Annotated in this window: 11 protein-coding genes; 5 read left to right on the forward strand and 6 right to left on the reverse strand. The window is 72.1% G+C overall.

From position 1 onward, the window contains the following. Positions 1-50 precede the first annotated feature (50 nt). A complete protein-coding gene (locus ACLBWJ_RS06410) occupies positions 51-1,415 on the forward strand; it encodes a cryptochrome/photolyase family protein (RefSeq protein ID WP_447659923.1) in 1,365 nt (454 codons plus the stop codon). Positions 1,416-1,463: 48 nt separating this feature from the next. Then, positions 1,464-2,510, forward strand: a complete 1,047-nt coding sequence (locus ACLBWJ_RS06415; protein WP_447659924.1) for an LLM class flavin-dependent oxidoreductase — start codon at positions 1,464-1,466, stop codon at positions 2,508-2,510. A 43-nt stretch (positions 2,511-2,553) separates the two neighbouring features. Here the strand turns inward: ACLBWJ_RS06415 and pheA are convergent, their stop codons facing one another. Next, positions 2,554-3,516: a prephenate dehydratase gene (pheA, locus tag ACLBWJ_RS06420; RefSeq protein ID WP_112616472.1), complete on the reverse strand. Its 963-nt coding sequence runs from the start codon at positions 3,514-3,516 to the stop codon at positions 2,554-2,556. Beyond that, entirely contained in the window at positions 3,513-4,409 is an 897-nt protein-coding gene (locus ACLBWJ_RS06425) for an EamA family transporter (RefSeq protein ID WP_447659925.1), read from the reverse strand. The genes pheA and ACLBWJ_RS06425 overlap by 4 nt, the downstream gene beginning before the upstream one ends. A gap of 73 nt (positions 4,410-4,482) precedes the next feature. Between ACLBWJ_RS06425 and ACLBWJ_RS06430 the strand changes: the two genes are divergently transcribed. Beyond that, positions 4,483-5,409: a LysR family transcriptional regulator gene (locus tag ACLBWJ_RS06430; RefSeq protein ID WP_323987226.1), complete on the forward strand. Its 927-nt coding sequence runs from the start codon at positions 4,483-4,485 to the stop codon at positions 5,407-5,409. A gap of 52 nt (positions 5,410-5,461) precedes the next feature. Then, complete coding sequence (gene pgm / locus ACLBWJ_RS06435) at positions 5,462-7,102, forward strand: phosphoglucomutase (alpha-D-glucose-1,6-bisphosphate-dependent) (RefSeq protein ID WP_112616468.1); 1,641 nt, start codon at positions 5,462-5,464, stop codon at positions 7,100-7,102. A gap of 122 nt (positions 7,103-7,224) precedes the next feature. Here the strand turns inward: pgm and ACLBWJ_RS06440 are convergent, their stop codons facing one another. Continuing rightward, on the reverse strand, positions 7,225-7,719 hold the full coding sequence (locus tag ACLBWJ_RS06440) for a MarR family winged helix-turn-helix transcriptional regulator (protein WP_447659926.1): 495 nt from the start codon (positions 7,717-7,719) through the stop codon (positions 7,225-7,227). A gap of 94 nt (positions 7,720-7,813) precedes the next feature. Here ACLBWJ_RS06440 and ACLBWJ_RS06445 point away from each other — a divergent pair, with 94 nt between their 5' ends. After that, positions 7,814-8,743, forward strand: a complete 930-nt coding sequence (locus ACLBWJ_RS06445; protein WP_447659927.1) for an NADP-dependent oxidoreductase — start codon at positions 7,814-7,816, stop codon at positions 8,741-8,743. Between the two features lie 151 nt (positions 8,744-8,894). On the opposite strand, the gene ACLBWJ_RS06450 is transcribed toward ACLBWJ_RS06445, so the two are convergent. From ACLBWJ_RS06450 to kduI, 3 genes are read right to left on the reverse strand one after another with little or no spacing between them, the layout of a single operon-like run. Then, complete coding sequence (locus ACLBWJ_RS06450; RefSeq protein ID WP_447659928.1) at positions 8,895-9,515, reverse strand: bifunctional 4-hydroxy-2-oxoglutarate aldolase/2-dehydro-3-deoxy-phosphogluconate aldolase; 621 nt, start codon at positions 9,513-9,515, stop codon at positions 8,895-8,897. Then, positions 9,512-10,456 carry a sugar kinase gene (locus tag ACLBWJ_RS06455; protein ID WP_447659929.1) on the reverse strand — a complete coding sequence of 315 codons (945 nt, stop codon included), beginning with the start codon at positions 10,454-10,456 and terminating at the stop codon, positions 9,512-9,514. Before ACLBWJ_RS06455 ends, ACLBWJ_RS06450 begins: the two co-directional genes overlap by 4 nt. An 8-nt stretch (positions 10,457-10,464) precedes the next feature. Further along, complete coding sequence (gene kduI / locus ACLBWJ_RS06460; RefSeq protein ID WP_274178352.1) at positions 10,465-11,304, reverse strand: 5-dehydro-4-deoxy-D-glucuronate isomerase; 840 nt, start codon at positions 11,302-11,304, stop codon at positions 10,465-10,467. Positions 11,305-11,329: the final 25 nt, after the last annotated feature.

The following is an 11,329-nucleotide window of genomic DNA, read 5'->3' on the forward strand; positions in this document are numbered from 1 at the left end:
GCCCCTGTCAACCGCTCGCCGTCGCCCGGGTCGCTCGACAGGATGACGGGATGAGCTCGCCTTCGATCGTCTGGTTCCGCGACGACCTGCGCCTGGCCGACCACCCCGCGCTGCGCGCCGCAATCGACCGCGGCGAGCCCGTCGTCGGGCTGTACGTGCTCGACGAGGAATCCGAGGGCCTCCGCCCGCTCGGCGGCGCAGCACGGTGGTGGCTGCACCACTCGCTCGCATCGCTCGCCGACGATCTGCGCGCTCGCGGGTCGCATCTCGTGCTGCGCCGCGGAGCTGCGGCATCCGCCGTCCGGTCGCTCGTCGACGACATCGGTGCCGGAGCCGTGTACTGGAACCGCCGGTACGGCGGAGCCGAGCGTGCTGTCGACACCGACCTGAAGGACGGTCTGCGCGCCGACGGCGTAGAGATCGAATCGTTCGCGGCGAACGTGCTGTTCGAGCCGTGGACGGTCAAGACCGGGAGCGGCACTCCGTTCTCGGTGTTCACCCCGTTCTGGAACGCGGCACGCAACCTGCCCGCCCCGCGTGAGCCGCTCCCCCGGCCGGACGAGGTCCCCGGCCTGCGCTCATCGCCCGCAGGCGACGACCTCGACGATTGGGGGCTGCTGCCCACCCGGCCCGACTGGGCGGGCGGTCTGCGCGAGCGCTGGCAGCCCGGCGAGGCGGCGGCGGGCGCACGCCTGCGCGAGTTCCTCGACGACGACCTCGGCACCTACGACGCGGCCCGCGACGAACCCAGCGCGGGAGCGACCTCGCTGCTCTCGCCGCGCCTGCGATGGGGCGAGCTGAGCCCGCACACCGTCTGGCACGCAGGAGTCGAAACCGGCGGCGGCACCGGCGCCCATGCGACCTCCGCCTCGCGCTTCCTCTCCGAGCTCGGCTGGCGCGAGTTCGCGTGGCACACGCTCTACCACTTCCCCGATCTCGCGACGAAGAACTGGCGGAGAGGCTTCGACGCCTTCCCCTGGCCGGCCCTCGACCCCGCACACCTGACGGCGTGGGAGAAGGGCGAGACCGGCGTGCCGATGGTGGATGCCGGGATGCGCGAGCTCTGGCACACCGGATACATGCACAACCGGGTGCGGATGGTCGCGGCATCCTTCCTCACCAAGAACCTGCTCATCGACTGGCGACTCGGTGAGCAGTGGTTCTGGGACACCCTCGTCGACGCCGACGGCGCCAGCAACGCCTTCAACTGGCAGTGGGTCGCGGGATCGGGCGCGGACGCGTCGCCGTACTTCCGCATCTTCAACCCCGAGCGCCAGGCCGAGAAGTTCGACCCGAGAGGGCTCTACATCGGCCAGTGGGCACCCGACAGCGCCGCGCGCGAGCCGATCGTCGACCTCGCGGCGACCCGCAAGGCGGCGCTGCAGGCGTACGAGGCGGTGAAGCGGGCGCGGTGAGGCGGGCGCGGGAATGCCCGCGGCGGCCGCACGGTTGACAGAGGCGATATGACTGATGCATCCCGCCCCGCCCTGTCCGTGCTCGACCTCGTGCCCGTGCGCACGGGACAGACCAGCGCGCAGGCTATCGCGGCGTCGCTGACCGTCGCGCAGCGGGCGGACGAGCTCGGCTACCGCCGCTACTGGTTCGCCGAGCACCACAACATGCCCGCCGTCGCCTCGACGACCCCGCCGGTGCTCATCGCAGCCGCGGCAGCGCGCACTTCCCGCATCCGGGTCGGCTCCGGCGGCGTCATGCTTCCCAACCACTCGCCCCTCGTCGTCGCCGAGCAGTTCGCGGCGCTCGAGGCGATCGCCCCCGGACGCGTCGACCTGGGCATCGGGCGCGCCCCCGGCAGCGATCCCGTCATCACGCAGCTGCTGCGTCAGTCGGGCACGACCAGCGACGTCGACCGGTTCCCCGACAACGTCCGCGACATCCTGGCCCTCGTGACCGGCGACGGCGCGACGGTGCGGTTCACGTCGGGCGGGACGTACGACGTCCACGCGACGCCCGCCGCCACGACGACGCCGGATGTCTGGCTGCTCGGATCGAGCGACTACTCGGCGCAGCTCGCCGCCGCCCTCGGCCTGCCGTACGTGTTCGCGAACCACTTCTCGGGTGAAGGCCTCGACCGTGCGCTCGGGCTCTACCGCGACCAGTTCCGACCGTCCGAGACCCTCGATGCGCCGCGGACGTTCCTCACCGCGAACGCCGTCGTCGCCGGCAGCGATGCGGAGGCCGAAGCCCTCATGCTGCCGCAGGCCCGCATGATGGCACGCCTGCGGGGAAACCGTCCGCTCATCGCCCTCGAGACCGTCGAGGAGGCCGCCGCCGCCGAGGCGACCGACCACCTCGCCGCACCGCTGCTGGATGCCCTGCGCTCGCGTTGGTTCGTCGGCACCGGCCCCGAGGCCCAGGCCGCCCTCGCCGCGTTCGCCGCGCAGCACGGCGTCGACGAGGTCATGGTCTCGCCGGTGTCGGCCGCGCACGACGGCGAGCAGCCGGATGCCGCTCCCGCCCGCATCCGCACCCTCGAGCTCCTGGCCGCCTGACCCCGCCCGGTCCCGGCCCCGGCGGTCGTGGGGAGGCGGTGGGTCAGGCCTCGGGCTCGCCGGAGATCAGGGCCCGCAGCCAGTCGCGCGCCTCGACGAAGACGTCGTCGGAGTACCGCTGCGGGTAGCGGACGATCGCCCGATCGGCGCGGGGGTACGACCCGAGGAACAGCACCTTCGGGCTGAAACGCCGCACGCCCATGAGGGCGTCGGCCATGCGCTCGTCGGCGACGTGGCCGTCGGCGTCGATGACGAACCGGTACCGTCCGAGCGCATCGCCGATCGGCCGCGACTCGATCAGCGAGAGGTTGATGCCGCGGGTCGAGAACTGCTCCAGCAGCTCGAGCAGCGCACCCGGGTGGTCATCGGGCAGCTCCGCGATGAGCGAGGTCTTGTCGGCCCCCGTCGGCGACGGCGGGGCGACCGTGCGGCTCACGAGGACGAACCGGGTGACCGCGTGTTCGTTGTCGCCGATGTCGGATGCGAGCAGCTCGAGGTCGTGATGCTCGAGGATGCCGGGGGGCGCGATCGCCGCGTCGGCGTCGCTGACCCCGTCGATGAGGCCGACCGCGGCGGCGACATTGCTCGCGGCGGGCAGGTGCGCGTGCTCGGGGAGCGTCTTGAGCAGCCACTGCAGGCACTGTGCGTAGGCGACCGGGTGCGCCGCGATGAGCGACACGTCCTCGATTCGAGTGCCGGGCCGCGCCACGAGCACGAAGTTCACGGGCACGAGGTACTCGCCGACGATCCGCAGACCCGGCATCGTGGCCAGCGCGTCCTGCGCCGTCGAGACTCCGCCGTCGACGGAGTTCTCGATCGCGATCATCGCGGCATCCGAGCGTCCGTCCACGACATCCGCGAGCGCTTCGCCGACGTTGCGCACCGACCGCCAGATCTGGTCCCGCGCCTCGGGCACCTGGGCGAGGGCGGCCTCGGTGAAGGTCCCCGCCGGCCCGAGATAGCTGTAGGTGCGGCGGGCGGGCTGGTCGTCGTGCTCGGGCGTCACGCAACGAGCCTAGACCGGCGCGCCCACGGCACGCGCACGCTGGTCACGAGCACGCCGAGCACGAGCACCGCTCCGCCGACGATCTCGGCGGGGGCGGGGATCTGTCCGAGCAGTGCCGCGGCCGCCGCCATCGCCACGACGGGGGCCAGCAGCACCCACGGCACGACGGCGGCTGACGGATTGCGCGCCAGCAGACCGTTGAAGATCGCGTAGCCGACGAGGGTGCAGAGCCCCGCGGTGTAGACCGTCGAGACGAGGGCGCGGATGCCGAACCCGGCAAGACCCGCGCCGATCGCTTCCGGGCCCTCGAACACCAGCGCCAGCACGAGCGCGGGCACCGGCACGACGAGGGCGGACCAGACGGTGAGCGAGAGCGCCCCGAGCCGACCGCGCCCGGTGACCACGCCGGCGCGGCGGGCGATCACGTTGCCGACGGCCCACGACAGGGCGGCGCCGAGCGCGAGCACGACGGCGAGCGCCGGAGCGTCTCCCCCACGGCCGGCGGCGACGGTCGCGAGCCCGGCGATCCCGAGGCCCACGCCGATCACCTGCCCCGGTGTGGGGCGCTCGCGCAGCACTCCGGCCGCGATGACGACGGTGAACACCGCCTGGGCCTGCATGAACAGCGCGGCGAGACCCGGCTGCAGCCCGAGCCCGAGAGACAGGTACAGCAGCGCGAACTGGCCGAGGCTCATGAACAGCCCGACCCCGATCACCGACCCCCAGCCGGCCCGAGGGCGCGGCACCACGAGCGCGAAGACGGCGACGGCGGCGAACCGGATCGCCACGAACAGCAGAGGCGGGATGCCGGCCATGCCCCAGTCGATGACGAGGAAGTTGAACCCCCACAGGGCCGCCACCGCAGCCGCCAGGATCATGTCGCGTCGAGTCACGAGGCTCAGTCCACCGCGCCGGACCATCAACGACAAGCGATGCTTTCTCCACTCGAATCGGTAGCATAACTTCATGATCGATCTGGATGCCGTCCACTCGCTGCGAACCGTCGCACGGGAAGGCAGCGTCGCGGCCGCGGCATCCGCTCTGGGATTCACACCCTCGGCGGTATCGCAGCAGATCAAGCGTCTCGAGCGCGAGACCGGTGTCGCGCTGCTCGAACGCGTCGGCCGCGGTGTGGCCCTCACGGCCGCCGGAACGCAGCTCGTGGTCGGGTCGACCCCGATCCTCGCCGACCTCGAGCGACTGCGCGCCGACCTGCACGCCGGCGTCGGTGCGGACGGAGACGGCCGCGTCACCGGCGAGCTGCGCCTCGCCGCGTTCTCGACCGTCGTGCGCGGGCTGCTCGCTCCCGTGCTCGTGGGTCTGGCCGCCGCCCACCCCGACCTGCGGCTGCCGGTGCGCGAGAGCGAGCCCTGGGAGACGGTGGCGCTCGTCGCCTCGGGCCAACGCGACCTCGGCATCGTCCACCAGTGGGGCGGCGTCGCCCTCGCGATCCCCGAGAACCTGGTCGTCACGCCGCTGTTCACGGATGTCGCCGACGTCATCCTCCATCGCGACCATCCGCTCGCCGGCCGCGACGTCCTGCACCCGGCCGACCTCGCGCGTGAGCAATGGGTCGCCACCTTCGACACGACCATCTGCCGGCAGTGGCTGCGGCGGCTGTTCGACGGCATCGGCGGCGCCCCCCGCGTGCTGTACGAGTCGATGGAGTTCGAGAACCACATCGAGCTCGCCCGAACCGGAGCGGTCGTCGCGCTCGTTCCGCGCCTGGGACGCGGCGATCTCGGCCCGGATCTCGTCGCGGTGCCGACCGAGGCTCCCGCGTCGACGCGCGATATCTCCGCGGTGCATCGGCGCTCGCAGGCCGACTCCCCCGCGCTCAGAGCAGTCCTCGCCGCGCTGCTCGCCGCGACGAACGCGCACGATCGGCCGTGAGTGCCGTGTCAATCCGTCACCGCCGCGCCCGGAAACGGGCAGACTAAGCACTATGAGCCGTGCAGGAGCGCCCGCAGAAGCATCCGACCTCATCGACATCGATGAGCTGATCGCCGCCTACTACGACCGGAAGCCGGATGCCGCGGTCCCCGGGCAGCGCGTCGCGTTCGGAACGAGCGGCCACCGCGGTTCGTCGCTGTCGACGAGCTTCAACGAAGACCACATCCTCGCCACAACCCAGGCGATCGTCGACTATCGGCGCGCTCAGGGCATCGAGGGCCCGCTCTTCCTCGGGCGCGACACGCACGGCCTCTCCCTTCCCGCAGAGCGCAGCGCCATCGAGGTGCTCGTCGCGAACGGCGTCGACGTGCGGGTCGACTCCCGCGACTCGTGGGTGCCGACGCCCGCGCTCAGCCACGCGATCCTGACCTACAACCGGGGCCGCGCGCTCGACGATGCGGGCCGCGCCGACGGCATCGTCGTGACGCCTTCGCACAACCCGCCGCGCGACGGGGGCTTCAAGTACAACCCCCCGCACGGCGGACCCGCCGACACCGACGCGACCTCGTGGATCGCCGACCGCGCGAACGAGCTCATCGCCGCCGGTTTGGAGGGCGTGCACCGCACCCGTCACGCCGACATCGACCTCGACGCGCTCGGCCAGTACGACTTCCGTGACGCGTACGTGCGCGACCTCGCCACGATCATCGACGTCGACGCGATCAAGGCGTCGGGCGTGCGCATCGGGGCCGACCCGCTCGGCGGCGCCTCGGTCGAGTACTGGGCGCTCATCGCCGAGGTCTACGGCCTCGACCTGACCGTCGTGAACCCCGAGGTCGACCCGACCTGGAAGTTCATGACGCTCGACTGGGACGAGAAGATCCGCATGGACCCGTCGTCGCCGTCGGCGATGGCCGCGCTCGTGGCGCGCCGCGACGAATACGACATCCTCACCGGCAACGACGCCGACGCCGACCGCCACGGCATCGTGACACCCGACGCGGGTCTGATGAACCCGAACCACTACCTCGCCGTCGCGATCGACTACCTCTTCGCGAACCGCCCCGGCTGGCCGGCGGATGCCGCAGTCGGCAAGACCCTCGTCTCGTCGATGATCATCGACCGCGTGGCCGAGTCGCTCGGCCGCGAGCTGCTCGAGGTCCCCGTGGGCTTCAAGTGGTTCGTTCCCGGCCTGCTCGACGGCTCCGTCGCCTTCGGCGGCGAGGAGTCGGCGGGGGCCTCGTTCCTCCGCAAGGACGGCAGCGTGTGGACCACCGACAAGGACGGCATCCTGCTGTGCCTGCTCGCCGCCGAGATTCTCGCGGTCACGGGCAAGACTCCGTCGCAGCGCTACGCCGAGCTCGAGGCCCAGTTCGGGTCGTCGGCCTACCAGCGCGTCGACGCCGCGGCGACGCCGGAGCAGAAGGCCGCGCTCGGCAGGCTGTCGGGCGACGCCGTGACCGCCACGGAGCTCGCTGGCGAGCCGATCACCGCGAAGCTCTCGCACGCGCCGGGCAACGGTGCAGCGATCGGCGGCCTGAAGGTGCAGACCGAGCACGCGTGGTTCGCCGCGCGCCCGTCGGGCACCGAGGACGTCTACAAGCTCTACGCCGAGAGCCTGCGCGGACCCGAGCACCTCGCCGAGGTGCAGGCCGAGGCCCGTGCCGTGGTCTCGGCCGCGCTTGGCGCCTGACCCGGCCCGCGGCATCCTCGCATCACACGCCCAATGCACGGCTGAGCGCCGGTTGCACGACCTTCGAGCGTGAGCAGGCCGTGCGCTCGCGGCGAAGCCGTGCGCTCGGGCGCGTACCGCGGTCAGGACGGGCGGCGCCGGGATGCCGAACGCGGCGGCGCCGAGCGCAGGTGCGTCGTCACGCTGCCGAGGATGCGCGCGAGGTCGGCGGCGTCCGCGTCCGACAGCGGCGCGAACAGCAGCCGATGCACGGTCTCGATGTGACCGGGGAACACGGCGGCGAGCACCTCGCGCCCCGCACTTGTCAGGGCGACCACCGTGCTGCGCTCGTCCTCCGGAGACGGTGAGCGCGTGACGTACCCGCGCTGCTCGAGCAGCGTGGCCTGATAGGTCAGTCCGCTGCGGCTGTACACCACGCCGTCGGCGAGGTCGGTCATGCGCAGCGTGCCGCCCGGGGCGTCGTTCAACCGCGCCAGCAGCTGGAACTGCACGTAGCTCAGGCCGCCGGCATCCTTCAGCTGCGCCTCGACGGCGGGACGCAACAGGCTGCCCACCTCTGTGAAGGCGAGGTAGGCCGCGAGCTGCGTCGACGTCAGGGAGCGTGGCGCGTTCGTCATGGTCTCGATCATACCTATTGCTTCACATTCGAAGCAGTGCTACGTTCTCCATATCGCTTCGAATTCGAAGCACTTGAACGTAAAGGATCACATCATGAAGGCAGTGCAGTTCTCTCGGACCGGTGGCTCCGACGTCCTGGAGGTCGTCGACATCGACCGCCCCGAGCCGGCCGCGGGGCAGGTCCGCATCCGAGTAGCCGCATCCGCGTACAACGCGGCAGACGGCGGGATGCGCGCGGGCTTCCTCCCCATCCCGATCGAGTTGCCCCACGTGCCCGGGTACGACGTCTCCGGGCACGTCGACGCGGTCGGCGCGGGCGTGAGCGACCTTGCCGTGGGCGACGCCGTCATCGCGTTCCTCCCCATGGAGCACGACGGCGGAGCGGCGGAGTTCGTGCTGGCTCCCGCCGACGCCGTGGTCGCCGCGCCCACGAGCATTCCCCCCGCCGATGCCGCCGCGCTGCCCTCCGTCGCGCTGACCGCATGGCAGGCCCTCTTCGACGACGGTCGCCTCGAACCCGGCCAGCGGGTGCTGATCGTCGGCGCCGGCGGCGTCGTCGGAAAGTACGCCGTCCAGCTCGCCAAGCGCGCCGACATCCACGTCATCGCCACCGCGAGCCCCCGCAGCGTCGACGCCGTCCGCGCTGCCGGAGCCGACCAGATCATCGACCACACTACGACCGACGTGCTGGGCGCGATCGACGGACGAGTCGACGTGCTGCTGAACCTCGCCCCGATCGAACCCGAGCTGTTCGAGGCCTACGTCGGGGCCGTCGCCGACGGCGGCGCGGTCGTCAGCACGACGGCGTTCATGGCCACGCCGAGCGACGAGGCGCGCGGCGTCCGTGCCGCGACGGTGTTCGTCCGCCGCGATAGCGACCGCCTGGCCGAGCTGGTCCGCCTCGTCGACGAGGGCGCGCTCACCGTCGAGGTCACGCGGCGCATCCCCCTCGCCGAGCTCCCCGCGCTGCACGCCGAGGCGGCTGAGAGCGGCATCGCGGGCAAGGTCATCGTCCTGCCCTGAGCGACGTCATCCGAGCCCACCACGACGAGCCGAGCTCCCGCCCCGCATCGCACCCAATGCACGGCCGAGCGCCGCGTGCACGACCTTCGAGCGCGAGCAGGCCGTGCGCTCGCGGCGAAGCCGTACGCTCGGTGCCGTCCGCTCGCGCGAGTCAACGCGCGAGGAGGGCTGCGAGGCGGGGCAGCTGCGACTCGTCTTCCAGGGCAGAGCCGACGGCCACCACGCGTACGCCGGCGTCGAGGAAAGTCGCGGCGTTCGCGGCATCCATCCCGCCGGTCGCGACGAAACGCACACCCGGGAACGGCCCGCGGATGTGCTTGAACCAGTCCGCGCCGAGCCACTGGGCGGGGAACGCCTTGAGCCACGTGAGGCCGAGTGCCACCGCCCGCTGCACCTCACCCGGGGTCGCGACGCCGGGCAGGATCGGGATGCCGCGCTCCTGGGCGGCCCGCACCACGTCGGCGTCGAGACCCGGCGCCACCAGATAGGCGGCTCCGGCCGCGACGGCCTGATCGACCTGGGCGACCGTCAGGATCGTGCCGGCGCCCACGGCCTTGCCCCGCTCGGCGCCCAGGCGCACGACCTCGCGGAGCGCGCGCTCATCCTCTGCGGTCTGCAGCGGCACCTCCACGGAGTCGATGCCGAGGTCCCAGGCGGCTGTCGCGAGCCGGACGGAGCGCTCGAGTCCCATGCCCCGGAGGATCGCCATCAGCGGGGCTCCGGCGAAGATGTCGTCGAGCACGGCGGTCGGATCGGTAGGGGCGATGGTCATGACGGGTTCCTTTCGGAGAACGCGGCTGGGGTGAAGGCAGCAGTGGGGGTGACGCCATCGGGGAAATCGCCGGTCGTCCCCATCGTCAGCGCGGCGCGGGAGTGACCCGAACGCAGTCGCTCGGATGCCGGCGCTCCGGCGAGAAGGGCCGCCAGGTAGCCCCCGGCGAAGGCGTCGCCGGCTCCGACTGGCTCGACGACGTCGACGAGGAGGGCGGGCTCGAACACCCGCTCGCCGCCGGCGAAGAGCGTCGCGCCCACCGCGCCGTCCTTGACCACCAGCTGCGGCACCGCCGCGAGCAGCGCTCGCGCGTCATCGGCCGTCGCGGCACCCCAGAGGGCCTCGGCCTCGTCGCGACCGACGAAGACGATGTCGGCTCGGCGTGCGAGCGCGAGGAGGGGCGCCGCTGCCGCGGCGACGGGCCACAGCGGCGCGCGGTGGTTCACGTCGACGCTCACGAGCACGCCGGCCGCCCGTGCCCGGTCGACGACTCGGCCGAGGAACGCCGGCGCCGTGCCGCCGAGTGCGGCCGTGATGCCCGAGACGTGCAGCAGCGCGACGCCGTCCCACGACAGAGCGTCGGCGTCGGTCTCCGAGAGGTGCGCGGCCGCCGACCCCGCCCGGTAGTACGCGACGCCGTGACCGGGGTCCTTCAGGTAGAGGCCGGTCGGGTAATCGGCGTCGATGACGACCCGCGAGACGTCGACTCCGCGGGCACCGACCCGCGACAGGACCCGTCGACCGAGGGCATCGTCGCCGACGCGGGAGAACCACGCGGTGGGCTGACCGAGCGCGGCCGCGTGCGCGGCGACGTTCGACTCCGCTCCCCCGGCGTCGATGCGGAACACCTCGGCGTGCTCGAGGCGCTCCGCCGCAGCGGGCGCGACCATCGCCATGGTCTCGCCCGCCGTCAGCAGCGCCCCACGCAGCTCCCCCCGCATGGCCCCGCTCACTTCAAGGTCGTGACGGGTGCGGCATCCATGTCGTCGAACGTCTGGTTCTCGCCCGCCATCGCCCAGATGAACGAGTACGCCGCAGTACCCACTCCGGAGTGCAACGACCAGCTCGGCGAGATGATCGCCTGCCGGTCGGCGACGACGAGGTGCCGGGTCTCCTCGCGCTCACCGAGCAGGTGGATGATGCGGGCGTCCTCGGGGACGTCGAAGTACAGGTAGCACTCGGTGCGACGGTCATGGGTATGGGCGGGCATCGTGTTCCACATCGAGCCCTCGTGCAGCGTCGTCACGCCCATGACGATCTGACAGCTCTGCACGCCGTTCTCGTGGATGTACTGGTTGAGCGTGCGGCGGTTGCTCGTGGCCTGGTCGCCGAGCTCGCGCACGGTGCCCTCGCCGGGCGACACGAGCGCCGCCGGGTAGGCGGTGTGCGCGGGCGCCGAGAACAGGTAGAACTGCGCGCCCCCCTGGCCATCGGCCGCGTCCGCGTCGGCGAAGACGACGTCGCGGATGCCGCGGCCGAGGTACAGGCACGCGCCCGTCACGAGCGTGTAGACCTCGCCGTCGGCGGTGACCGTGCCGGTGCCACCGACGTTGATGATGCCGACCTCGCGGTGCTCCAGGAAGTAGTCGCTGCGGATCTCGGGGTAGCCCGGAAGCACCAGCTCGCGTCCGGCCGGCACGGCGCCGCCGAGGACGATGCGGTCGTGGTGGGTGTAGACGACGGTGATCTCACCCGGCACGAACACCTCGGGCACGAGGTACTGCTCGCGCAGGTCGGCGGTGGTCATGCCGGGGATCTGCGCGGGGTTGGTCGCGTAACGCTGCTGCATGGGGGTTCCCTTCTGGGGCGGTTCG

This window comes from Microbacterium sp. M4A5_1d, from assembly GCF_053345465.1.

Coding starts and splice junctions, on each gene's coding strand:
- ACLBWJ_RS06410 (WP_447659923.1), top strand. CDS start 51: ATGAGCTCGCCTTCGATCGTCTGGTTCCGCGACGACCTGCGCCTGGCC.
- ACLBWJ_RS06415 (WP_447659924.1), top strand. CDS start 1,464: ATGACTGATGCATCCCGCCCCGCCCTGTCCGTGCTCGACCTCGTGCCC.
- ACLBWJ_RS06430 (WP_323987226.1), top strand. CDS start 4,483: ATGATCGATCTGGATGCCGTCCACTCGCTGCGAACCGTCGCACGGGAA.
- pgm (WP_112616468.1), top strand. CDS start 5,462: ATGAGCCGTGCAGGAGCGCCCGCAGAAGCATCCGACCTCATCGACATC.
- ACLBWJ_RS06440 (WP_447659926.1), bottom strand. CDS start 7,719: ATGACGAACGCGCCACGCTCCCTGACGTCGACGCAGCTCGCGGCCTAC.
- ACLBWJ_RS06445 (WP_447659927.1), top strand. CDS start 7,814: ATGAAGGCAGTGCAGTTCTCTCGGACCGGTGGCTCCGACGTCCTGGAG.
- ACLBWJ_RS06450 (WP_447659928.1), bottom strand. CDS start 9,515: ATGACCATCGCCCCTACCGATCCGACCGCCGTGCTCGACGACATCTTC.
- ACLBWJ_RS06455 (WP_447659929.1), bottom strand. CDS start 10,456: ATGCGGGGGGAGCTGCGTGGGGCGCTGCTGACGGCGGGCGAGACCATG.
- kduI (WP_274178352.1), bottom strand. CDS start 11,304: ATGCAGCAGCGTTACGCGACCAACCCCGCGCAGATCCCCGGCATGACC.